Here is a 22,210-nt window from a genome sequence, read left to right as displayed (position 1 = left end):
AAAAGCGGGATTGGCTCTGGGTGGGACTGTCCGCTAATTGAGGGAATGGGTGTTAGGGGTGATTGGGTAGAATCGGGCGACGGATCGGCCATTGGGGATGTGGTGCGGCTGAAAACGCCATCCCGAGCAGGCTCGCTCCCACAGTGGATCTGTGTTCGCCGAACATCGTGGGAGCGAGCCTGCTCGCGAAGGCGGACGGAAGGTTTACAGGGAAGCCTGGCGAACCTGCTTCTCCAGCTCAGCCTTCAACCCCGGCTCCAGCTTGAGTTGCCGCGCCAGTTCATCCAGGTAGGACTTCTCCATGAAGTTCTCCTCGTCGACCATCATCACACTCGCGATGTACATCTCGGCGGCGGTCTCCGGCGTGCGCGCGGCACGGGCGACGTCGGCAGGGTCCAGCGGCTTGTTGAGTTCGGCGTGCAGCCAGTGTTGGAGCTCCTGGTCATTGTCGAGCTTGATGAACTCGCCCTCGATCAGCGCGCGCTCACGCTCGTCGACATGCCCGTCAGCCTTGGCCGCGGCCACCAGCGCCTTGAGAATCGCCTGGCTGTGCTGCTCGACTTGCGCGGCAGGCAAGCGGTCGAGGGTTTGCGGTTCAGTTTCTGGCGCAGTGCCCTGCTGGGCCTGCCAGTTGCCGTAGGCCTTGTAGGCCAGCACGCCCAACGCGGCGAGACCGCCGTAGACCGCAACCTTGCCGCCGACCTTGCGGGCCTTCTTGCTGCCGAGCAGCAAGCCCATGGCGCCTGCCGCCAATGCCCCGCCGCTCGCGCCGGAGAGCAAACCGCCGAGGGCACCGGTGCCACCGCTCGCGCCTTTTTGCTGTGAGCCACCAGCCTTGTTCTGAAGCAGATCCTGACCGGACTTGAGTAGTTGATCGAGCAATCCACGGGTGTTCATTTGCTGCCTCCACAGGACGTTTAGCCTGAAATCAAGGGCACCAGCCTAGATCGAAAGTTCACGACAGCTGCCCGCAAGAGTGCTTCGAGATGTTGCTCCGCCTTTCTGCCAGCCGCTTGAAGCCTGCGGCATAAAGCTGCGTTTAAAAAAAACGATATACACTCCAACAAATCGATAAAAACAGCCCACTGGTTGCCTCCCCATGATGACCTTGCGTCAGATCCGCCATTTCATCGCTGTGGCCGAGACCGGTTCGATCTCCGCCGCCGCACAAACCGCGTTCATTTCCCAGTCGACCCTGACCCTGGCCATCCAGCAACTGGAGGAGGAAATCGGCGTCAGCCTGTTCAGCCGCCATGCCAAGGGCATGACCCTGACCCACCAGGGCCATCAATTCCTGCGTCAGGCGCACTTGATCCTGGCCACCGTGGATAACGCCAAGCGCAGCCTGCAACAGAGCACCGACCAGGTTGCCGGACAGTTGATCGTCGGTGTGACCAGCCTGGTGGCCGGTTATTACCTGGCGGATTTGCTCACTCGCTTCCAGCGCGCCTACCCCAACGTGGAAATCCGCGTGATGGAAGATGAACGCCCGTACATCGAGCATTTGCTGGTCAGCGGCGAGATCGATGTCGGCGTGCTGATCCTCTCCAACCTCGAAGACCGCCACGCCTTGCAGACCGAAGTGCTGACCCACTCGCCGCACCGGCTATGGCTGCCGGCCCAGCATCCATTGCTGGAACACGACAGCATCAACCTCGCCGATGTGGCCCGGGAGCCATTGATTCAACTGAACGTCGATGAAATGGACCGCAATGCCCAGCGCATGTGGTCGGCAGCCTCTTTGCAACCGCGCATCACCCTGCGCACGGCCTCGACCGAAGCAGTGCGAAGCCTGGTGGCCGCCGGATTGGGCGTATCCATCCAGCCCGACATGACCTATCGCCCGTGGTCACTTGAGGGCGACATCATCGAAGCGCGGCCGATTGCCGACCTCAGCCAGACCCTGGACGTCGGCCTCGCCTGGCGTCGCGGCACGGCCCGACCGGCGCTGGTAGACCCGTTCCTGACGGTCGCCCGCGAACAACCCCATGGCGGACGCAAGCCATCTATTTAATCGAACGCCACCTTCAGTATTTAGTATTTGTTGTCCTCGGGCCCGCGAACTAGTCTTGTTACATCTATATAAGACGGCCGGGTCCCAACCACTGGGAACACCATGGCCACACAAGAAAAGAGAACCCGAAAAATGGCTGGCGCGCAGACCCCGTTGTTCACCGCATTGTTGATCGATGGTGAATTAGTCGCCGGTCAGGGCTGTGTCGAGCCGATTCTCAACCCGGCCACTGGCGAAGTCATCACGCAAATCGCCGAAGCCAGCACCGAGCAAGTCGAAGCCGCTATCCTCGCCGCCCACCGCGCCTTTGCCGGTTGGTCACGGACCACGCCACAGCAACGTTCGAACCTGTTGCTGGACATCGCCAACGCCATCGAAAAAAACGCCGACCTGCTGGCCCGCCTCGAATCCATGAACTGCGGCAAGCCGTTGCACCTGGCCCGTCAGGATGACCTGAGTGCCACGGTCGACGTGTTCCGCTTCTTCGCCGGCGCCGTGCGTTGCCAGACCGGCCAGCTCAGCGGCGAATACCTGCCGGGCTACACCAGCATGGTGCGCCGCGACCCTATCGGGGTGGTGGCGTCGATTGCGCCGTGGAACTACCCGATCATGATGGCCGCGTGGAAAATCGCCCCGGCCCTCGCCGCCGGCAACACCCTGGTATTCAAACCGTCGGAACACACGCCGTTGTCGATCCTGGCCCTGGCACCCGCGCTCGCCGAGATCCTGCCACGGGGTGTGATCAATATCGTTTGCGGGGGTGGCGAAGGCGTCGGCAGCCACCTGGTGAGCCACCCTAAAGTGCGCATGGTGTCGCTGACCGGCGATATCGTCACCGGGCAAAAAATCCTCCAGGCCGCATCGAAAACCCTCAAGCGTACCCACCTGGAACTCGGCGGCAAGGCTCCGGTGATCGTCTGCAACGATGCCGACATTCAGGCCGTGATCGAAGGTGTGCGCACTTATGGCTACTACAACGCCGGTCAGGATTGCACCGCCGCTTGCCGCATTTATGCCCAGGCCGGGATTCACGACCGTCTGGTGGCCGAACTCGGCGCGGCCGTCAGCAGCCTGCGCTTTGCCGGCAAACGCGACGCCGACAACGAAATCGGCCCGCTGATCAGCACCCGCCAGCGCGACCGCGTGGCCAGCTTTGTCGAACGCGCCCTCGGCCAGCCGCACATCGAGCGGGTGACCGGCGCGGCCGTGCATTCCGGCGCCGGCTTCTATTACCAGCCGACCCTGCTGGCCGGCTGCAAGCAAAGCGATGAGATCGTCCAGCGCGAAGTGTTCGGACCGGTGGTCACCGTGACCCGTTTCGATGAACTGGAACAAGCGGTGGACTGGGCCAACGATTCGGAATACGGCCTGGCGTCGTCGGTCTGGACCCAGAACCTCGACAAGGCCATGCAGGTCGCGGCGCGCCTGCAGTACGGCTGCACCTGGATCAACAGCCATTTCATGCTGGTCAGCGAAATGCCCCATGGCGGCCTGAAGCGTTCGGGCTACGGCAAGGACCTGTCCAGCGATTCGCTTCAGGACTACAGCGTGGTGCGGCACATCATGGCCCGCCATGGCGAGCATCTCTGACTACGCTAATAACAAGCCACCAACGGCATGCTTCACCACGTTCAAAACACTGCCCCGACCATAATTAAAGAAGAGGGAATTCCCATGTTCGTGCACAAGACCGCACTGCTCAGTGCAATCACCACCGCGCTGCTGGCCAGTGCCAGCATCCAGGCCGCCGAGCCGCTCAAAGCTGTCGGGGCTGGCGAGGGCCAACTGGATATTGTGGCCTGGCCTGGCTACATCGAACGTGGCGAGAGCGACAAGGCCTACGACTGGGTGACCGGTTTCGAGAAGGAAACCGGCTGCAAGGTCAACGTCAAGACCGCAGCCACTTCCGATGAAATGGTCAGCCTGATGGCCAAGGGCGGTTACGATCTGGTGACGGCGTCGGGCGACGCCTCCCTGCGCCTGATCGTCGGCAAGCGTGTGCAGCCGATCAACACCGCGTTGATCCCGAACTGGAAAAACCTCGACCCGCGCCTCAAGGATGCACCCTGGTACGTGGTCAACAAGCAGACCTACGGCACCCCGTATCAGTGGGGCCCGAACGTGCTGATGTACAACACCAACGTGTTCAAGACCGCGCCCACCAGCTGGGGCGTGCTGTTCAATGCCGAAAACCTGCCGGACGGCAAGCCGAACAAGGGTCGCGTGCAAGCCTATGACGGCCCGATCTACATCGCCGACGCGGCGCTGTACCTCAAGACCGCCAAACCGGAACTGGGCATCCAGAGCCCGTACGAACTGACCGAAGCCCAGTACAAGGCCGTGCTCGACCTGCTGCGCGCCCAGCAGCCGTTGATCCACCGCTACTGGCACGACACCACCGTGCAAATGAGCGACTTCAAGAACGAAGGCGTGGTCGCCTCCGGCGCGTGGCCGTATCAGGTCAACGGCCTGATGAACGAGAAACAGCCAATCGCCTCGACCATCCCGAAAGAAGGCGCCACCGGTTGGGCCGACACCACCATGTTGCACACCGAGGCCAAGCACCCGAACTGCGCCTACAAGTGGATGGACTGGTCGCTGCAACCGAAAGTCCAGGGCGACGTAGCGGCGTGGTTCGGCTCGCTGCCAGCGGTCCCAGCGGCGTGCAAGGAGAGCGAACTGCTCGGCGCCGAAGGCTGCAAGACCAACGGTTTCGACCAGTTCGACAAGATCGCCTTCTGGAAAACCCCGCAGGCTGAAGGCGGCAAGTTCGTGCCGTACAGCCGCTGGACCCAGGACTACATCGCGATCATGGGCGGTAGATAACCCACCCTCCCCTGTGGGAGCGAGCTTGCTCGCGATGAGGGCACTCCAGTCAATATTGTTACTGACTGACACTCCGCCATCGCGAGCAAGCTCGCTCCAACAGTAGATCACCGTCGTTGCCGCTACCGCGCTCGGCCGACAGATAAAAGTTTTTGTTTTTTCAGAAGTCCAGGCAGGGCCGCTGCGACGGCCTTCGCCTTTTTGGAGCACCGCACCATGACGCTTGCAGTCCAGTTCACCAACGTTTCCCGTCAATTCGGCGAAGTGAAAGCCGTAGACCGGGTTTCCATCGACATCCAGGACGGCGAGTTCTTCTCCATGCTGGGGCCTTCCGGCTCGGGCAAGACCACCTGTTTGCGCCTGATCGCCGGTTTTGAACAACCGAGCGCAGGTTCCATCCGCATTCATGGCGAAGAGGCCGCCGGCCTGCCGCCGTACCAGCGTGACGTGAACACCGTGTTCCAGGATTACGCGCTGTTCCCGCACATGAACGTTCGCGACAACGTCGCCTACGGTTTGAAAGTCAAAGGCGTGGGCAAGGCCGAACGTCTGAAACGCGCCGAAGAAGCCCTCGACATGGTCGCCCTCGGCGGCTATGGCGACCGCAAGCCGGTGCAGCTTTCCGGTGGCCAGCGCCAGCGTGTGGCCCTGGCCCGCGCCCTGGTCAACCGTCCTCGGGTACTGTTGCTCGACGAGCCACTCGGCGCACTCGACCTGAAACTGCGCGAGCAAATGCAGAGCGAGCTGAAAAAACTGCAGCGCCAGCTCGGCATCACCTTCATCTTCGTCACCCACGACCAGACCGAAGCGCTGTCGATGTCCGACCGCGTGGCGGTATTCAACAAGGGTCGCATCGAACAGGTCGACAGCCCGCGCAACCTGTACATGAAACCGGCCACCACCTTCGTGGCGGAATTCGTCGGCACCTCCAACGTGATCCGCGGTGATCTGGCGAAGCAAATCAGTGGCAATCCACAGCCGTTCTCGATTCGCCCGGAACACGTGCGTTTCGCCGAAGGCCCGCTGGCCAGCCACGAAATCGAAGTCACCGGCTTGCTCCACGATATCCAATACCAGGGCAGCGCCACCCGCTATGAACTGAAACTGGAAAACGGCCAGACCCTGAACATCAGCCAGGCCAACAATCAGTGGCTGGACACCAGCGCGCAACACCAGACCGGTCAGCGCATCAGCGCGCGCTGGGCACGCGAAGCCATGATTCCGTTGCACGACACCGTTGCAGGCGGGGTGTGAGATGAACACCGTGGCTATCCCTCAATCTCCGGCCAGCGGCTCGCTGTTGCGCAGGTTTTCCAACCTGTTGTATCGCCGGCCGAATTTTTACCTGTCGCTCCTGCTGGTACCGCCGCTGCTGTGGTTCGGCGCGATCTACCTGGGTTCATTGCTGGTTCTGCTGTGGCAAGGTTTCTACACCTTCGATGACTTCACCATGGCGGTCACTCCCGACCTGACCCTGGCCAACTTCACCGCGCTGTTCCAGCCGTCGAACTTCGACATCATCCTGCGCACTCTGGGCATGGCGATTGCCGTGTCGATTGCCAGCGCCATCGTCGCATTCCCGATCGCCTACTACATGGCGCGCTACACCACGGGCAAGACCAAGGCGTTTTTCTACATCGCGGTGATGATGCCGATGTGGGCCAGTTACATCGTCAAGGCCTACGCCTGGACCTTGCTGCTGGCCAAGGGCGGCGTGGCACAGTGGTTCGTGCAGCACCTGGGGCTGGAACCGGTCCTGCAGTTCGTGCTGGGCATTCCGGGCGTTGGCGGCAGCACCTTGTCGACCTCGCACCTGGGCCGCTTCATGGTGTTCGTCTACATCTGGCTGCCGTTCATGATCCTGCCGATCCAGGCTTCGCTGGAACGCCTGCCGCCCTCGCTGCTGCAAGCCTCCGCCGACCTCGGGGCCAAGCCGCGCCAGACCTTCATGCAAGTGATTCTGCCGCTGTCGATCCCGGGCATTGCCGCCGGTTCCATCTTCACCTTCTCGCTGACCCTGGGCGACTTCATCGTGCCGCAACTGGTCGGCCCGCCCGGCTACTTCGTCGGCAGCATGGTCTACGCCCAGCAAGGCGCCATCGGCAACATGCCAATGGCTGCCGCGTTCACCCTGGTGCCAATCGTGCTGATCGCCATCTACCTGTCCATCGTCAAACGTCTGGGGGCCTTCGATGCACTCTGAAAAAGCATCTCTCGGGCTACGCATCGCGGCCTGGGGCGGATTGGTGTTCCTGCACTTCCCGATCCTGATCATCTTCCTGTACGCCTTCAACACCGAAGACGCGGCGTTCAGCTTTCCGCCCAAGGGCTTCACTTGGAAGTGGATCGGCGTGGCGTTCTCCCGGCCGGACGTGCTCGAAGCCATCAAGCTGTCGTTGCAGATCGCCTCGATTGCCACGCTGATCGCCATGGTCCTTGGCACGCTGGCTTCGGCAGCACTGTACCGCCGGGACTTCTTCGGCAAGCAGGGCATCTCGCTGATGCTGATCCTGCCGATCGCCTTGCCGGGGATCATCACCGGGATCGCGTTGCTGGCAACCTTCAAGACACTGGGCATCGAGCCGGGGATGTTCACCATCATCGTCGGCCACGCGACCTTCTGCGTGGTGATCGTCTACAACAACGTCATCGCCCGCTTGCGCCGCACGTCCCACAGCTTGATCGAGGCCTCGATGGACCTCGGCGCCGACGGCTGGCAAACCTTCCGCTACATCATCCTGCCGAACCTCGGCTCGGCGTTGCTGGCCGGCGGCATGCTGGCGTTCGCCCTGTCGTTCGACGAAATCATCGTCACCACCTTCACCGCCGGCCATGAACGGACCCTGCCGCTGTGGCTGCTCAACCAGTTGAGCCGCCCACGGGACGTGCCAGTGACCAACGTCGTGGCGATGCTGGTGATGATCGTGACCATGCTGCCGATCCTTGGCGCCTATTACCTGACCCGTGGCGGTGAAAGCGTTGCGGGCAGTGGCGGGAAATAAATCAATAACTGACAACAACTACCCCTTGTGGGAGCGAGCCTGCTCGCGAATAGGCCATCACATTCAACACTGATGTGCCTGATCCACCGCTTTCGCGAGCAGGCTCGCTCCCACAGGGGCCGGTTTCAAAACAAGATCTGCTTTGAAGAGGACAACGCCATGCAAACCAAACTCTTGATCAACGGCCAACTGCAAGTCGGCGAAGGCCCCGCCCAACCGGTGTTCAACCCTGCGCTGGGTCGTGTGCTGGTGGAAATCAACGAAGCCAGCGAAGCCCAGGTCGATGCCGCAGTGCGTGCCGCCGACGCCGCCTTCGACAGCTGGTCGCAGACCCCGCCGAAAGAGCGTTCGCTGCTGCTGCTCAAACTCGCCGATGCCATCGAGGCCCACGGCGAAGAGCTGGCCAAACTGGAATCGGACAACTGCGGCAAGCCTTACAGCGCCGCGCTGAACGATGAGATCCCGGCGATTGCCGACGTGTTCCGCTTCTTTGCCGGCGCCAGCCGCTGCATGAGCGGCTCGGCCGGTGGCGAATACCTGCCGGGCCACACCTCGATGATCCGCCGCGACCCGGTAGGCGTGATCGCCTCCATCGCGCCGTGGAACTACCCGCTGATGATGGTCGCCTGGAAAATCGCCCCGGCCCTGGCCGCCGGTAATACCGTGGTGCTCAAACCGTCGGAACAAACCCCGCTGACTGCGCTACGCCTGGCCGAACTGGCGTCGGACATCTTCCCGGCCGGCGTGCTCAACCTGGTGTTCGGCCGTGGTCCTAGCGTCGGCAGCCCGCTGGTCACCCACCCGAAAGTGCGCATGGTGTCGCTGACCGGTTCGATCGCCACCGGCTCGAACATCATTTCCAGCACCGCCGACAGCGTCAAACGCATGCACATGGAACTGGGCGGCAAGGCCCCGGTGATCATCTTCGACGACGCCGACATCGACGCGGCCGTCGAAGGCATCCGCACCTTCGGGTTCTACAACGCCGGCCAGGACTGCACCGCCGCCTGCCGCATCTACGCGCAGGAAGGCATCTACGAGAAATTCGTCGAGAAACTCGGTGCCTCCGTCAGCAGCATCAAGTACGGCGTGCAGGACGATCCGTCGACCGAACTCGGCCCGCTGATCACCGCGCAACACCGCGACCGCGTGGCCGGTTTCGTCGAACGCGCCGTGGCCCAGCCGCACATTCGCCTGATCACTGGCGGCAAGGCTGTCGAGGGCAGTGGTTTCTTCTTCGAACCGACCGTGCTGGCCGACGCCCAGCAGGATGACGAGATCGTGCGGCGTGAAGTGTTCGGGCCGGTGGTGTCGGTGACCAGGTTCAGCGATGAAGCGCAGGTGCTGGGCTGGGCCAACGATTCGGACTACGGCCTGGCCTCCTCAGTGTGGACCGCCGACGTCGGCCGCGCTCATCGGATGTCGGCGCGCTTGCAGTACGGCTGCACCTGGGTCAATACGCACTTCATGCTGGTCAGCGAAATGCCTCATGGCGGTCAGAAGTTGTCCGGGTATGGCAAGGACATGTCCATGTATGGGCTGGAGGATTACACCGTTGTGCGGCATGTGATGTTCAAGCACTAAGAAACGCATCGCCTGTAGGAGCGAGCCTGCTCGCGATGGACGTCAACGTTGACGCGGGGATCCTGACGCCCCGCGGTGTCCTCGGTTTTTTCGCGAGCAAGCTCGCTCCTACAGCGAATGGGTCACCTCGGTTTCAAGGCAGAAACCGGCAATACGCACCACCAGGCTCCACAGCAAAAAAACAAAACAATAACCACCTATCCTGGCGGTGCCCTCAAGGCCCCGTCACGGATTCGGACATCCGAAATCTGCCGATTTTCCGGAGCAATCACACATGAGTGCATCACCCGATCTCTCTGCAGCCCTTGCCGACAGCGATGCCGAGCAACTGCGCAAACTGGGTTACACCTCCAACTTCAATCGCAGCATGAGCCTGTGGGAAAACTTCGCCTTGGGCTTCACCTACCTGTCCCCGGTCGTCGGGGTTTATACCCTGTTCGGCCTGTGCCTGGCCGCGGGCGGGCCACCGATGTTCTGGGCCTACTTGCTGGTCGGTTGCGGCCAATTGCTGGTGTGCCTGATCTTCGGCGAAGTGGTTTCGCAGTTCCCGATTTCCGGCGGCGTGTACCCGTGGGCCCGCCGCCTGGTGGGCAAACGCTGGGCGTGGATGGTCGGCTGGATCTACTCCATCGCCCTGTGTGTGACCATCGCGGCGGTTGCCGTGGGTGCCGGTCCGTACCTCGCCGCCATGATGGGCTTTGAACCGAGCAACAACACCAACATCATCATCGCCCTGTTCCTGACGCTCTTCGCCACCCTGGTCAACCTCAGCGGCACCAAAGTACTGGCGCGGATTGCCATGTTCGGCTTCCTCTGCGAATTGGTGGGCGCGGTGATCGTCGGCGTTTACCTGCTGATCTTCGAGCGTCATCAGCCGATCAGTGTGTTGTTCAACACCTTCGATATCAGCGTCGACGGATCGTACCTGCCGGCCTTCCTCACCGCGTCGCTGGCGGGGATGTTCCTGTACTACGGCTTCGAGGCTTGCGGTGATGTTGCCGAAGAAACCCCGAACCCGAGCAAGAAAATCCCGGTGGCCATGCGCATGACCATCTACATCGGCGGCATCGCGGCAATGTTCGCCTGCCTGGCGCTGATCCTCGCCGTGCCGGACATGCAGGCGGTGATCAACGGCACCGACAAGGACCCGGTCAGCACCATCCTCAACAACGCGTTCGGGCCAGTGGGTTCGAAAGTGGTGATGGGCGTAGTGATGATTTCCTTCATCTCCTGCGTCATCAGCCTGCAAGCGGCAGCCAGTCGCCTGCTGTATTCCTACGCCCGTGACGAGATGGTCATCGGCAGCCGACTGCTGAAGAAGATTTCCCCTACGACGCAGGTTCCGGTTGCCGCGCTGTTCGTCTCCGGTGTCCTGCCGGCGCTTATCATCATCCTCGGCTTCTTTCTGCAGGATGCGGTCGCCACCATCGTCAGCTTCGCGGCCATCGGCATCTACCTGGCGTTCCAGATGATCGTACTCGCGGCCCTGTACGCCCGCATGAAGGGCTGGAAACCGAGCGGAAAATTCACCCTCGGCGCCTGGGGCTGGGCGGTGAACATCGGCGCACTGGTCTATGGTGTCGGGGCCATTATCAACATGGCCTGGCCACGGACACCGGATGCCGCGTGGTACATCAACTACGCCATGGTACTGAGCACGGCCATCGTGATTGGCCTGGGCTTGCTCTACATGTGGATCGCCAAGCCGTATGACCACGGCACCGCCCCGGCGGGCGATGCGTGGAAAGTCAGCCGGTAACGGCATTCGCCCCGGTGCCGTTGTGGCGCCGGGGCGATTTGAAAAACCAACAAGGATTGAATATGGATATCACCCGCCGCGACTTTCTCAACGGCGTCGCTGTCACCATCGCTGCCGGCATGACCCCTCTGCAACTTCTCCAGGCCGCCCCTGACGGGCGCTACTACCCTCCGGCACTGACCGGTCTGCGGGGTAACCACGTCGGCTCGTTCGAAATGGCCCACCAGATGGGCTGGGAGAAAAAGGTCTTCGACACCGACAAGCTGCCGATCACCGAGGAATATGACCTGGTGGTGGTAGGAGGCGGCCTCAGCGGACTGTCCGCTGCGTGGTTCTACCGTGAGAAACATCCGAAAGCGCGCATCCTGATTCTGGAAAACCACGACGACTTCGGCGGCCACGCCAAGCGCAACGAATTCTCCGCCGGTGGTCGCATGATCATCGGCTACGGCGGCAGTGAAGCCTTCCAGTCGCCAAATCATCTGTACAGCCAGGAAGTGAACGGCCTGCTGAAGAAACTCGGGGTGAACATCAAACGCTTCGAGACCGCGTTTGACCGCCAGTTCTACCCGGGCCTGGGCCTGTCGCGCGGGGTGTTCTTCGACAAGGAAAACTTCGGCGAAGACAAACTGGTGACCGGTGACCCGACGCCTATGGTGGCCGACGACATCGCCCCGGACCAGTTGCACGCCCGCTCCATCCCGGACTTCATCAACGACTTCCCGCTGCCGCAAGCCGACCGCCAGGCGTTGATCGCCTTGCACATGACGCCCAAGGATTACCTGCCCGGCAAAACCACCGAGGAAAAAACCGCGCACCTGGAAGCCATCAGCTACCAGGACTTCCTGCTCAAGGACGTAGGCTTGTCAGCTCAAGCGGTGAAGTATTTCCAAAGCCGCACCAACGACTTCATGGCCCTGAGCATCGATGCGGTTGCCGCGTCCGACGCCTACTCAGTCGGTTTCCCAGGCTTCAGCGCGATGAATCTGCAGCCGATCAGCGAAGAAGCCCAGGCGGAAATGGAAGAGCCCTACATCTACCACTTCCCCGACGGCAACGCCTCGCTGGCGCGCTTGCTGGTGCGCAGCCTGATCCCGACCGTGGCACCGGGGCACACCATGGACGATATCGTCCTCGCCCCGTTCGACTACGCCAAACTCGATCAGGCCAAAGCCCCGGTACGCATCCGTCTCAACAGCACAGCGGTGAGCGTGCGCAACGTCGGCAGCGGCGTGAACGTCGGCTACAGCCGCGGCGGCCAGCTCAGCCAGGTGCGCGGCAAGCACTGCATCATGGCCTGCTACAACATGATCATCCCGTACCTGCTGCGCGACCTGCCGCCGGAGCAATCCCACGCCCTGAGCCAGAACGTGAAGTTCCCGCTGGTGTACACCAAGGTCGTGATCCGCAACTGGCAGTCGTTCCAGAAACTCGGTGTGCATGAAATCTATGCGGCGACCCAACCCTACAGCCGGATCAAACTCGATTACCCGGTAAGCATGGGCGGCTACGACCACCCGAATGACCCGACGCAGCCGATCGGCCTGCACATGGTCTACGTGCCCACCAGCCCCAACAGCGGCATGAACGCCCGCGACCAGGCCCGCGCCGGCCGTGGCCGCCTGTACGGCCAGAGCTTCGAACAACTGGAAGCGCAACTGCGTGACCAGCTGCAACGCATGCTCGGCCCTGGCGGCTTCAACCACCAAACCGACATCCTCGCCATCACCGTCAACCGCTGGTCACACGGCTACGCGTACTTCTCCAACAGCCTGTTCGACGATGCCGACGAAAGCGAAAAACTGATGAACCTGGCCCGTCAGCCGGTTGGACGGGTGAGCATCGCCAACTCGGACGCGGCGTGGAGTGCGTACGCCCATGCGGCGATTGATGAGGCGTATCGGGCGGTGGGGGAAGTGGGCTGATTGAGCACCCTGCCCGCAGCGATGCGGGCAGGGTTTGATGTTAAATCGGTTGCGGCTTGGAGAGGCTTTCGAATTCATCCATTAGCAAGTGGATTTCGGTGCTGGGGTTTGGCTCGCCGCTGATGGCAACGTCCTCGAGGATCTTCGGTGCCAAGGTTCTTGCCGTTAGGAACGGCGCTCCCAACAGCTGGGCAAAGTAGTTGATGTCTTTGCCCTTCTCATATTTTTCCATGGTTGGCTTTTCTCGCAAACTCTTGCTCACCAACTCGCCAGGGGAATGTTTCCCGACAGCTCTGAAGGGTTTTCGGTTGAAACCAAAGTGCAGCAGTAGCCAAAACTCAAAACAGGGATACGATGCAATGACTTTGATCTTTGGATGAGACTGCGCAACATTCAATGCACGCTGAAAGCAAAGGTGTGTATCTCGATCCAATACACAAAACACTTTGTCGAAGTACTTCTGCCGGCTGATTGCTCGCTCAACAATGCCACTCGGATGTGTGACGCCGCAGTGAGCAATTTCCACCTGGGCCTTGGCCCGAAAATAAAAGGCAGCCTCCTCCAGATAGCGTTTTCCTGACTTGCTGTCTTCACAGAGCACCAACACCTTAGGTTGAGGCTTGTACCCTGAACTCCTGCGATCAAATGACTTGCCTGAACTCACCATTGCTCAGCCCTGCCTTATCAACGGTAGCCCGCGATAACGGCCTTCAAAGTAGCGCTTCTCGACATCCTCACTTTCGCCCCCCTCAAAATCGTGAATGGAAAACAAACTGGTCGCGCCGTTGGCATCACGTTCGGTAATCCAGAACTGATCCCGCCGCAAAATCTTTTCGTTCATCAGATGAGTGTCGTGCGTTGTAAAAATCAGCTGGGTATCGAGGCCACTGTCCAGATGCTTGTCGATCAAGTCAGCGACGATGTCGGGATGAAGGCTGCTGTTGAGTTCATCGACACAAAGCACTCCACTGCCCCCCGCTTGATTCATCATGAACCAGGGCAACCAAAAGCCAATCAGGTTCTTTGTACCGCACGACTCCTCCGAAAAATCAAACTCCGCAGTACCTAAATGACTGGAATGTGTGAGGGTCACCTTGTTCTTTTGAACTGCCGCGAAGATCTCCTTCAGGGTAGGTTCTTTATTGTTCTGAATGGCATCGACCTCGTCTGAATTGAGCTCAATGATAGAGACCGGAATGTCCAATGCCTTGAGAAAGTCCCGAAGATCGTTCGTATGGCTCGATACCATCTGAAGAAATCGGATCGACGCCGTCGACAGCTCCATCATGCTGTTCTGCTCGACCACGAGAAGTCCGGTTTGGAACCAACTGAACGGCATTCGCAACTGAGTCATTTCTTCATTGCTGTTCTTCACGGCCTGCGCGAGGAAGAGCATTTTTGGGCTCGTCAGACGCCGCCAGGCGCCATGCACTTCTTTCCCGCCCTCCAGCGCCGTCCCGAAAACATAACGCTCCCCTTCGGCGTCGAATTGGCGGTCATACAGAAGCGTTTCGGTCCCTCCTGGATAAGAGAGCAACTGCTCTTGGACGATCCGCTGCCCAGTTAACCCCAGCACAAACCGATAGCGCTGCCCTCCTTGAATGAAGTTGTATTCAAATACACTGGGCGCATCCTTCAACGCGCGATCAAAACGAAAAGGCGAAACCGATAGCAACGCGTCACTTGGATTGGTTTCCATGACAAGCAAGCGCCCGACGACCCCCATCGCGCGGACCAATGAAGACTTGCCGGAAGCATTTGGGCCGTAAATCGCAGCCACCTTCAACAGGTCGGGGAGTTTTTCTGCGCAGGGCGGCTTGAATGTATTACGCGTTTTGCTCAGGAGAGGAGTCGCCGCCATGGACAAGGTTTGCTTGTCACGGAACGAGCGGTAATTGGAAACCGAGAATTCGATCAGCATGGAAAAAACCTGCAGTTCGTTTGCTGGACTCGAATACATAAAGGAAAAAATGCGCTTCAGGTGCCGCTTCTCTGCAGCCAATGCAAAAACAGGAAAATCCTACAGATCGAACCTTCGAATACCGGCGCCGATTCCTACAACAAGCGTCGCCAGAGTAGACTTGGCGCCGCGAGCGCCTGACCGATAGGCTTCAATCCGTCGCTGCCAAATCAGCGGCCCGGAGTCGAAGCCGGAACATATCAACATGGCGCATCCGCGCCCCCATATGAGCTGGGGCATTTTTTTGCCTTTCAGTTTCGCGTTATGGCGGGCCGTGTGGCGCGGGCCTCTCGGCTTCCATGTTGATCGAGAATGTTCCGACTTCGAACGCCCCACGGTCCGCCACCCAAATCTTTCGAAGGATTAGTGGCGGCTCCTTTTTCAACATGGAGTCGAAAAATGCACAAGCACACATCACATCCAACTGAAATTCCTTCCTGCTTCATCCCTAAAGTCTTCACCCGCCACAACCGCTTCCTCCATGCCTTCATGCAAGACAGGCAAGCCTGGTTCTGCGCCCAGGATCTGGGTCGCTTGATGGGCAAACCACTCAATGAACGCCTGACCCTGAAACTCGATCCCGACCAACGTCGCACCGTCTGGCTGCTCAAGGACGGCAAAACGGTCGAAACACTGATGGTCAGCGAATCAGGCATGTACGCCTTGTTGGTTCACCACTTCGTCCCGGAAAACCGCAACCTGCGCCAGTGGTTGAGCAACGAAGTCATACCCTCGCTGCGTGATGCGAAATCAGAGCCTGTGGAAAACCTGCCAAGCCTGAGCTCCTTGAATTGGGCGGGAGTTTCGGTGCCCTTGCTGCATTACCAACATCACGCCTGGATCAAGTGGCGAGACATGCCTGAGTTGATGCAGGTGCAGCGCCCCTTCCCAATCGCTGGCACTTGCCGTTGAAGGGATAAATCGAGCTGATTAAAAAGGGACAGACTTCACAGTCCGTCCCTTTGGTTTGAGTCCTCTCAATTAATTGTCCTGCTGAATGAGCTATATCCACATGAACGAGACTCACAGCGTCAAACGAAACATCATAGAAATGATTCCATGTGATAGCTCGTTTGCAGAAGCGTATCTCCATAAGCTCGACCAACAATCTGCCCGACAGCAAGCAATAGACGCTGGCATAGCCGACGCTGATGCAGGCAGGTTAACCAGTCTGGCCACCGTGAAGGCCAAATGGCTCTCACGGTAACCCGCCCTGCTTCAAAACCTCGAAACACTCCTCATCGCATCCACCAGATACCTCATCGCGATCCTGTCGCTCTCCGACAACTCCCGATACCGCTCCACCAGTTTCATTTCCTCGTTATTAAGCCGGCGCCTGCGTCGCCCGATGGCCAGGCACGGAAAGATTCCCAACATTTCGGTGATGCCTTGTACTTTCGACATGGACGATGTCCTTCTCTATACGTCAAAGAAAACTGCAAAAAACTGCATCGCCCTATCCCTTTTTCAGCAGCCGCTGGGTGCCCGCTGAACCGCACCGGTCCGAAGGGCATAAACCGGTCATGTGCACAGAATAGAAATATTCCGGGCGCTGAAAAGCGGTTTTTAGAGTAATTAGTCGAAAAAAGCAGAAATGCCCTGTAAATCAGAAACCCCTGTCGGAATTGTTTCCCGACATTTCTTGTTTCATTGCCGAGCCAGCGCTGTGCCATCAATCAATTCTGCTCTGCAATCGAACGGTTTAAGCTGTCGGGCATCTGTTCTACAGTCCGTTGCGTTTGGCCGAAGGCATGTCCGAACCGTATTTTCTGATCCAGCACGTGCCAGGAACGGCGCGGGATTGCTCACGACAGGTTGTATTTATGCACCGCAGGAACTTGCTCAAAGCCTCCATGGCCATCGCGGCCTACACCGGTTTGTCCGCCACGGGCCTGTTGGCCGCCCAAGCCTGGGCCGCCAGCGGCGGCACCGCCGATGGCGAGGCCAGCGCATTCGATTTCGAGGCGCTGAAGCTCCAGGCCAAACAGCTCGCCAGCAATCGCTACCAGGACACCAAGCAACAGTTGCCGCCGACCCTGGCGAGCATGACGCCGCAGAACTTCAATGCGATCCGCTACGACGGCAATCATTCGTTGTGGAAAGAACTCAAGGGTCAGCTGGACGTGCAGTTCTTCCACGTCGGCATGGGCTTCAAGCAGCCGGTGCGCATGTACAGCGTCGATCCGAAAACCCGGATGGCCCGCGAGGTGCATTTCCGCCCGTCGCTGTTCAACTATGAAAACACCACGGTCGACACCGCACAGCTCAAGGGCGACCTGGGTTTCTCCGGCTTCAAGTTGTTCAAGGCCCCGGAACTGGACAAGCACGACGTCGTGTCCTTCCTCGGCGCCAGTTACTTCCGTGCGGTGGACGCCACCGGCCAGTACGGCTTGTCGGCCCGCGGGCTGGCCATCGACACCTACGCCAAGAAACGTGAAGAATTCCCCGACTTCACCAAGTTCTGGTTCGAGACGCCGGACAAGGACAGCACCCGCTTCGTGGTCTACGCCCTGCTCGACTCTCCAAGTGCCACCGGTGCCTACCGCTTCGATATCGATTGCCAGGCCGAGCGCGTGGTGATGGAGATCGATGCCCACGTCAACGCACGTACCGCCATCGACCAACTGGGCATCGCACCGATGACCAGCATGTTCAGCTGCGGCACCCACGAGCGCCGCATGTGCGACACCATTCACCCGCAAATCCACGACTCCGACCGCCTGGCCATGTGGCGCGGCAACGGCGAGTGGATCTGCCGCCCGCTGAACAACCCGGCGACCCTGCAATTCAATGCCTTCGCCGACAAGGACCCGAAAGGTTTCGGCTTGGTGCAGACCGACCACGAGTTCGCCAGCTATCAGGACACCGTCGACTGGTACAGCCGCCGCCCGAGCCTGTGGGTCGAGCCGACCACCGCATGGGGCGAAGGCTCGGTCGATCTGCTGGAAATCCCTACCACCGGCGAAACCATGGACAACATCGTCGCCTTCTGGACTCCGAAGAAACCTGTGGCTGCGGGGGATTCGCTGAACTACGGCTACAAGCTGTACTGGAGCGCATTGCCGCCAGTCGGAACGCCGTTGGCACGGGTCAACGCAACCCGTTCCGGGATGGGCGGTTTCACCGAAGGCTGGGCGCCGGGCGAGCATTACCCGCCCGTCTGGGCCCGTCGTTTTGCCGTGGACTTCACCGGTGGTGGCCTGGATCGCTTGCCTGAAGGCACAGGCATCGAGCCGGTGGTCACTTGCTCGAACGGCGAGGTCAAGGATTTCAGCGTGCTCAAGCTCGATGACATCAAGGGCTACCGCATCCTGTTTGACTGGTACCCGACCAATGACAGCGTGGAGCCCGTCGAGCTGCGCCTGTTCATCCGCACCAACGACCGCACGCTGAGTGAAACCTGGTTGTACCAGTACTTCCCGCCAGCGCCGGACAAACGCAAGTACACCTGATGATCGGGTAGCACCCCGCCACCATTCGGTTTTCCGAACGCGACCCGCGGGTCGGTTCGGTTAACCGGATCACCCCGCTGAAATTTCAGCGCAAGAAAAAATTAATTTCCTTGTAAATCAATACTTTGACCAATACCGACTGGTCTGGCACGAGTCATGCTCTACACTTCTTCGACGAATGTCCTTTGCGCTCACTCATCGTAGCGCTCAGGTGTTTTGCAGCACAAAAGGGCCGATGAACTGGCTCCATAAAAAAACAATGTCGAGGAAAATTTGATGCGCATCGTTCCCCATATCCTGAGCGCAGCCATTGCTGCCGCTCTGATCAGCACGCCAGTTTTCGCCGCCGAACTCACCGGCACCCTGAAGAAGATCAAAGAATCCGGCACCATCACCCTGGGCCATCGCGACGCTTCCATTCCGTTTTCCTATATCGCGGATGCTTCCGGCAAACCGGTCGGCTACTCCCACGACATCCAGCTGAAAGTCGTCGAAGCCCTGAAAAAAGACCTCGACATGCCGAACCTCCAGGTCAAATACAACCTGGTGACTTCGCAAACCCGTATCCCGCTGGTGCAGAACGGCACCGTGGACCTCGAGTGCGGTTCCACCACCAACAACGTCGAGCGTCAGCAGCAGGTTGACTTCTCCGTCGGCATCTTCGAAATCGGTACTCGCCTGCTGTCCAAGGCAGACTCCAAGTACAAGGATTTCCCTGACCTGGCCGGCAAGAACGTCGTGACCACCGCCGGCACCACGTCCGAGCGCATCCTCAAGGCGATGAACGCCGACAAGCAGATGGGCATGAACGTCATCTCCGCCAAAGATCACGGCGAGTCGTTCCAGATGCTGGAAACCGGCCGTGCCGTTGCGTTCATGATGGACGACGCCCTGCTGGCAGGTGAAGCGGCCAAGGCCAAGAAGGCAAGCGACTGGGCCGTGACCGGCACTCCACAGTCCTACGAAATCTACGGCTGCATGGTGCGCAAAGGCGACGAGCCGTTCAAGAAGGCTGTGGATGACGCCATCAAGGCCACCTACGCATCGGGCGAGATCAACAAGATCTACGAAAAATGGTTCATGCAGCCGATCCCGCCAAAAGGCCTGAACCTGAACTTCCCGATGAGCGACGAACTCAAGGCCCTGATCGCCAATCCGACTGATAAAGCGGCTGACGACAAGAAGTCCTGATTTCTGACTAACCTTATCCCCTGAAAGGGCCTTAGCCCTTCCAGGGGAATGCACTCCCTGCTGGCATTTCTGGAAACACTCGAACCGGTGGCTGTCGAGCCGAGCGCGTGTGCCTGTCCCCCAAGGACAGGCGGGAACGGAGCTTCCCCCAAGCGGGCATTTGTACATCGATCGAATCCGAGGGGAGACCCTAATGAATTACAACTGGGACTGGGGCGTGTTCTTCAAGTCCACCGGCGTGGGCAGCGAGACCTATCTCGACTGGTACGTGTCCGGTCTGGGCTGGACCATCGGCATCGCCATCGCGGCCTGGATCATCGCCCTGACACTGGGCTCGATCCTGGGCGTCATGCGTACCGTGCCGAACCGCATCGTATCGGGCATCGCCACCTGCTACGTCGAACTCTTCCGTAACGTGCCGCTGCTGGTTCAGCTGTTCATCTGGTACTTCCTGGTACCCGACCTGCTGCCGGCCGACCTGCAAGAGTGGTACAAGCAGGACCTGAACCCGACCACCTCGGCCTTCCTCAGCGTCGTCGTGTGCCTGGGCCTGTTCACCACCGCCCGGGTTTGCGAACAGGTGCGCACCGGTATCCAGGCCCTGCCCAAAGGCCAGGAATCCGCGGCCCGCGCCATGGGTTTCAAGCTGCCGCAGATCTACTGGAACGTGCTGCTGCCCCAGGCTTACCGGATCATCATTCCGCCGCTCACCTCGGAATTCCTGAACGTCTTCAAGAACACTTCCGTGGCGTCGCTGATCGGCTTGATGGAATTGCTCGCGCAGACCAAACAGACCGCCGAGTTCTCCGCCAACCTGTTCGAAGCCTTTACCCTGGCCACGCTGATCTACTTCACCCTGAACATGAGCCTGATGTTGCTGATGCGCCTGGTCGAGAAGAAAGTCGCCGTACCGGGCCTGATCTCCGTAGGGGGTAAATGATGGAATTCGATTTCTCGGGCATCATCCCGTCCCTGCCGGGCCTGTGGAACGGCATGGTCATGACCCTCAAGCTGATGGCCATGGGCGTGGTCGGTGGCATCATCCTCGGCACCATCCTGGCGTTGATGCGCCTGTCCCACAACAAGCTGCTGTCGAACCTCGCCGGCGCCTACGTCAACTACTTCCGCTCGATCCCGCTGCTGCTGGTAATCACCTGGTTCTACCTGGCGGTACCGTTCGTGCTGCGCTGGATTACCGGCGAAGACACCCCGATCGGCGCGTTCGCCTCGTGCATCGTGGCGTTCATGATGTTCGAAGCGGCGTACTTCTGCGAAATCGTCCGTGCCGGCGTGCAGTCGATTCCCAAGGGTCAGATGGGCGCTGCCCAGGCCCTGGGCATGTCCTACGGCCAGATGATGCGCCTGATCATCCTGCCGCAGGCGTTCCGCAAGATGACGCCGCTGTTGCTGCAACAGAGCATCATCCTGTTTCAGGACACCTCGCTGGTCTACGCCGTCGGCCTGGTGGACTTCCTCAATGCTTCGCGCGCCAGTGGCGACATCATTGGCCGCTCCAATGAGTTCCTGATTTTCGCGGGTCTCGTGTACTTCATCATCAGCTTTGCCGCCTCGCAGCTGGTCAAGCGTCTGCAAAAAAGGTTCGCCGTATGATCTCTATCAAAAGCATCAACAAGTGGTATGGGGACTTCCAGGTTCTGACTGATTGCAGCACCGAGGTCAAAAAAGGCGAAGTGATCGTGGTGTGCGGGCCATCCGGTTCCGGCAAGTCGACCCTGATCAAGTGCGTCAACGCCCTGGAACCCTTCCAGAAAGGCGACATCGTGGTCGACGGCACCTCCATCGCCGACCCGAAGACCAACCTGCCGAAACTGCGTTCGCGCGTGGGCATGGTGTTCCAGCACTTCGAGCTGTTCCCACACCTGACCATTACCGAAAACCTGACCATCGCGCAGATCAAGGTATTGGGCCGCAGCAAGGAAGAAGCCACCAAGAAAGGCCTGCAACTGCTTGAGCGCGTCGGCCTCTCGGCTCACGCCCACAAGCACCCGGGCCAATTGTCCGGTGGTCAGCAGCAGCGCGTGGCGATTGCCCGTGCGCTGGCGATGGACCCGATCGTCATGCTGTTCGACGAACCGACCTCGGCGCTGGACCCGGAAATGGTCAACGAAGTGCTCGACGTGATGGTGCAACTGGCCCACGAAGGCATGACCATGATGTGCGTGACCCACGAAATGGGCTTCGCCCGTAAAGTGGCCGACCGGGTGATTTTCATGGACCAGGGCAAGATCATCGAAGACTGCAAGAAAGAAGAATTCTTCGGTGACATCAGCCACCGTGCCGAGCGTACGCAGCACTTCCTCAACAAGATTCTGCAGCACTAAAGCCACACCGCCGCCTGTAGGAGCGAGCTTGCTCGCGATGGTCGTTAACGATGACGCGTTCATCCTGAATGCACGCGTTGTCCTTGAGTTCTTCGCGAGCAAGCTCGCTCCTACAGTAGAGGTAGGCAGGCAAGTGGTGGTTGACCCAAGGCATC

19 protein-coding genes and 1 pseudogene are annotated in these 22,210 nt (G+C 59.8%); 16 read left to right on the top strand and 4 right to left on the bottom strand.

Annotation, left to right across the window (positions count from 1 at the left end; genetic code table 11):
* Positions 1-204: 204 nt before the first annotated feature.
* Complete coding sequence (locus PPUTUW4_RS05320) at positions 205-897, bottom strand: tellurite resistance TerB family protein (protein WP_015093717.1); 693 nt, start codon at positions 895-897, stop codon at positions 205-207.
* Between the two features lie 202 nt (positions 898-1,099).
* Between PPUTUW4_RS05320 and PPUTUW4_RS05315 the strand changes: the two genes are divergently transcribed.
* The 9 genes from PPUTUW4_RS05315 (at position 1,100) to PPUTUW4_RS05275 (ending at position 13,110) form a co-directional block, all read left to right on the top strand.
* A complete protein-coding gene (locus tag PPUTUW4_RS05315) occupies positions 1,100-2,014 on the top strand; it encodes a LysR family transcriptional regulator (RefSeq protein ID WP_007975056.1) in 915 nt (304 codons plus the stop codon).
* A gap of 102 nt (positions 2,015-2,116) precedes the next feature.
* Positions 2,117-3,604 carry a gamma-aminobutyraldehyde dehydrogenase gene (locus tag PPUTUW4_RS05310; protein WP_015093716.1) on the top strand — a complete coding sequence of 496 codons (1,488 nt, stop codon included), beginning with the start codon at positions 2,117-2,119 and terminating at the stop codon, positions 3,602-3,604.
* An 84-nt stretch (positions 3,605-3,688) separates the two neighbouring features.
* The gene (gene ydcS / locus PPUTUW4_RS05305) at positions 3,689-4,840 is read left to right on the top strand and encodes a putative ABC transporter substrate-binding protein YdcS (RefSeq protein ID WP_015093715.1); all 1,152 of its coding nucleotides are present in this window, start codon (positions 3,689-3,691) and stop codon (positions 4,838-4,840) included.
* A gap of 216 nt (positions 4,841-5,056) precedes the next feature.
* Positions 5,057-6,094: an ABC transporter ATP-binding protein gene (locus PPUTUW4_RS05300; RefSeq protein ID WP_015093714.1), complete on the top strand. Its 1,038-nt coding sequence runs from the start codon at positions 5,057-5,059 to the stop codon at positions 6,092-6,094.
* 1 nt (position 6,095) lies between these two features.
* Positions 6,096-7,043, top strand: a complete 948-nt coding sequence (locus PPUTUW4_RS05295) for an ABC transporter permease (RefSeq protein ID WP_015093713.1) — start codon at positions 6,096-6,098, stop codon at positions 7,041-7,043.
* Positions 7,033-7,842 carry an ABC transporter permease gene (locus tag PPUTUW4_RS05290; protein ID WP_015093712.1) on the top strand — a complete coding sequence of 270 codons (810 nt, stop codon included), beginning with the start codon at positions 7,033-7,035 and terminating at the stop codon, positions 7,840-7,842. The genes PPUTUW4_RS05295 and PPUTUW4_RS05290 overlap by 11 nt, the downstream gene beginning before the upstream one ends.
* A gap of 159 nt (positions 7,843-8,001) precedes the next feature.
* Complete coding sequence (locus PPUTUW4_RS05285) at positions 8,002-9,426, top strand: gamma-aminobutyraldehyde dehydrogenase (RefSeq protein ID WP_015093711.1); 1,425 nt, start codon at positions 8,002-8,004, stop codon at positions 9,424-9,426.
* A 274-nt stretch (positions 9,427-9,700) separates the two neighbouring features.
* Positions 9,701-11,185 carry an amino acid permease gene (locus PPUTUW4_RS05280; protein WP_015093710.1) on the top strand — a complete coding sequence of 495 codons (1,485 nt, stop codon included), beginning with the start codon at positions 9,701-9,703 and terminating at the stop codon, positions 11,183-11,185.
* A gap of 62 nt (positions 11,186-11,247) precedes the next feature.
* Entirely contained in the window at positions 11,248-13,110 is a 1,863-nt protein-coding gene (locus PPUTUW4_RS05275; RefSeq protein ID WP_015093709.1) for an NAD(P)-binding protein, read from the top strand.
* A gap of 40 nt (positions 13,111-13,150) precedes the next feature.
* Here PPUTUW4_RS05275 and PPUTUW4_RS05270 read toward each other — a convergent pair whose 3' ends face one another.
* Positions 13,151-13,777, bottom strand: a complete 627-nt coding sequence (locus PPUTUW4_RS05270; protein ID WP_015093708.1) for an RloB family protein — start codon at positions 13,775-13,777, stop codon at positions 13,151-13,153.
* Positions 13,778-13,780: 3 nt separating this feature from the next.
* Positions 13,781-15,031, bottom strand: coding sequence for an ATP-binding protein (locus tag PPUTUW4_RS05265; RefSeq protein WP_015093707.1), 1,251 nt, complete (start codon positions 15,029-15,031; stop codon positions 13,781-13,783).
* 438 nt (positions 15,032-15,469) lie between these two features.
* Between PPUTUW4_RS05265 and PPUTUW4_RS05260 the strand changes: the two genes are divergently transcribed.
* On the top strand, positions 15,470-15,982 hold the full coding sequence (locus PPUTUW4_RS05260; protein ID WP_015093705.1) for a Bro-N domain-containing protein: 513 nt from the start codon (positions 15,470-15,472) through the stop codon (positions 15,980-15,982).
* Between the two features lie 306 nt (positions 15,983-16,288).
* Here PPUTUW4_RS05260 and PPUTUW4_RS05250 read toward each other — a convergent pair whose 3' ends face one another.
* Positions 16,289-16,474: a hypothetical protein gene (locus tag PPUTUW4_RS05250; protein WP_007975077.1), complete on the bottom strand. Its 186-nt coding sequence runs from the start codon at positions 16,472-16,474 to the stop codon at positions 16,289-16,291.
* A 419-nt stretch (positions 16,475-16,893) separates the two neighbouring features.
* On the opposite strand from PPUTUW4_RS05250, the gene PPUTUW4_RS05245 reads away from it, so the two are divergent.
* The 6 genes and pseudogenes from PPUTUW4_RS05245 to PPUTUW4_RS30590 form a co-directional block, all read left to right on the top strand.
* Complete coding sequence (locus PPUTUW4_RS05245) at positions 16,894-18,522, top strand: glucan biosynthesis protein D (protein ID WP_015093703.1); 1,629 nt, start codon at positions 16,894-16,896, stop codon at positions 18,520-18,522.
* Between the two features lie 276 nt (positions 18,523-18,798).
* A complete protein-coding gene (locus PPUTUW4_RS05240) occupies positions 18,799-19,713 on the top strand; it encodes a glutamate/aspartate ABC transporter substrate-binding protein (RefSeq protein WP_015093702.1) in 915 nt (304 codons plus the stop codon).
* Positions 19,714-19,906: 193 nt separating this feature from the next.
* Entirely contained in the window at positions 19,907-20,653 is a 747-nt protein-coding gene (locus PPUTUW4_RS05235) for an amino acid ABC transporter permease (protein ID WP_015093701.1), read from the top strand.
* The gene (locus tag PPUTUW4_RS05230; protein WP_015093700.1) at positions 20,653-21,324 is read left to right on the top strand and encodes an ABC transporter permease subunit; all 672 of its coding nucleotides are present in this window, start codon (positions 20,653-20,655) and stop codon (positions 21,322-21,324) included. Before PPUTUW4_RS05235 ends, PPUTUW4_RS05230 begins: the two co-directional genes overlap by 1 nt.
* Positions 21,321-22,055, top strand: a complete 735-nt coding sequence (locus tag PPUTUW4_RS05225) for an amino acid ABC transporter ATP-binding protein (protein WP_015093699.1) — start codon at positions 21,321-21,323, stop codon at positions 22,053-22,055. The genes PPUTUW4_RS05230 and PPUTUW4_RS05225 overlap by 4 nt, the downstream gene beginning before the upstream one ends.
* 37 nt (positions 22,056-22,092) lie before the next feature.
* A pseudogene (locus tag PPUTUW4_RS30590) lies at positions 22,093-22,173 on the top strand (outer membrane lipoprotein carrier protein LolA); the annotation flags it as partial.
* Positions 22,174-22,210: the final 37 nt, after the last annotated feature.

The sequence above is a fragment of the Pseudomonas sp. UW4 genome (genome assembly GCF_000316175.1).
Lineage (GTDB): Bacteria > Pseudomonadota > Gammaproteobacteria > Pseudomonadales > Pseudomonadaceae > Aquipseudomonas > Aquipseudomonas laurylsulfatiphila.
The sequence above is the reverse complement of the archived record's forward strand: the minus strand, read 5'-3'. Positions and strand labels throughout refer to the sequence as shown.

Excerpts from the sequence above, each read along its gene's own strand:
- PPUTUW4_RS05320 (WP_015093717.1), bottom strand. The coding sequence starts at position 897 with ATGAACACCCGTGGATTGCTCGATCAACTACTCAAGTCCGGTCAGGAT.
- PPUTUW4_RS05315 (WP_007975056.1), top strand. The coding sequence starts at position 1,100 with ATGATGACCTTGCGTCAGATCCGCCATTTCATCGCTGTGGCCGAGACC.
- PPUTUW4_RS05310 (WP_015093716.1), top strand. The coding sequence starts at position 2,117 with ATGGCCACACAAGAAAAGAGAACCCGAAAAATGGCTGGCGCGCAGACC.
- ydcS (WP_015093715.1), top strand. The coding sequence starts at position 3,689 with ATGTTCGTGCACAAGACCGCACTGCTCAGTGCAATCACCACCGCGCTG.
- PPUTUW4_RS05300 (WP_015093714.1), top strand. The coding sequence starts at position 5,057 with ATGACGCTTGCAGTCCAGTTCACCAACGTTTCCCGTCAATTCGGCGAA.
- PPUTUW4_RS05295 (WP_015093713.1), top strand. The coding sequence starts at position 6,096 with ATGAACACCGTGGCTATCCCTCAATCTCCGGCCAGCGGCTCGCTGTTG.
- PPUTUW4_RS05290 (WP_015093712.1), top strand. The coding sequence starts at position 7,033 with ATGCACTCTGAAAAAGCATCTCTCGGGCTACGCATCGCGGCCTGGGGC.
- PPUTUW4_RS05285 (WP_015093711.1), top strand. The coding sequence starts at position 8,002 with ATGCAAACCAAACTCTTGATCAACGGCCAACTGCAAGTCGGCGAAGGC.
- PPUTUW4_RS05280 (WP_015093710.1), top strand. The coding sequence starts at position 9,701 with ATGAGTGCATCACCCGATCTCTCTGCAGCCCTTGCCGACAGCGATGCC.
- PPUTUW4_RS05275 (WP_015093709.1), top strand. The coding sequence starts at position 11,248 with ATGGATATCACCCGCCGCGACTTTCTCAACGGCGTCGCTGTCACCATC.
- PPUTUW4_RS05270 (WP_015093708.1), bottom strand. The coding sequence starts at position 13,777 with ATGGTGAGTTCAGGCAAGTCATTTGATCGCAGGAGTTCAGGGTACAAG.
- PPUTUW4_RS05265 (WP_015093707.1), bottom strand. The coding sequence starts at position 15,031 with ATGCTGATCGAATTCTCGGTTTCCAATTACCGCTCGTTCCGTGACAAG.
- PPUTUW4_RS05260 (WP_015093705.1), top strand. The coding sequence starts at position 15,470 with ATGCACAAGCACACATCACATCCAACTGAAATTCCTTCCTGCTTCATC.
- PPUTUW4_RS05250 (WP_007975077.1), bottom strand. The coding sequence starts at position 16,474 with ATGTCGAAAGTACAAGGCATCACCGAAATGTTGGGAATCTTTCCGTGC.
- PPUTUW4_RS05245 (WP_015093703.1), top strand. The coding sequence starts at position 16,894 with ATGCACCGCAGGAACTTGCTCAAAGCCTCCATGGCCATCGCGGCCTAC.
- PPUTUW4_RS05240 (WP_015093702.1), top strand. The coding sequence starts at position 18,799 with ATGCGCATCGTTCCCCATATCCTGAGCGCAGCCATTGCTGCCGCTCTG.
- PPUTUW4_RS05235 (WP_015093701.1), top strand. The coding sequence starts at position 19,907 with ATGAATTACAACTGGGACTGGGGCGTGTTCTTCAAGTCCACCGGCGTG.
- PPUTUW4_RS05230 (WP_015093700.1), top strand. The coding sequence starts at position 20,653 with ATGGAATTCGATTTCTCGGGCATCATCCCGTCCCTGCCGGGCCTGTGG.
- PPUTUW4_RS05225 (WP_015093699.1), top strand. The coding sequence starts at position 21,321 with ATGATCTCTATCAAAAGCATCAACAAGTGGTATGGGGACTTCCAGGTT.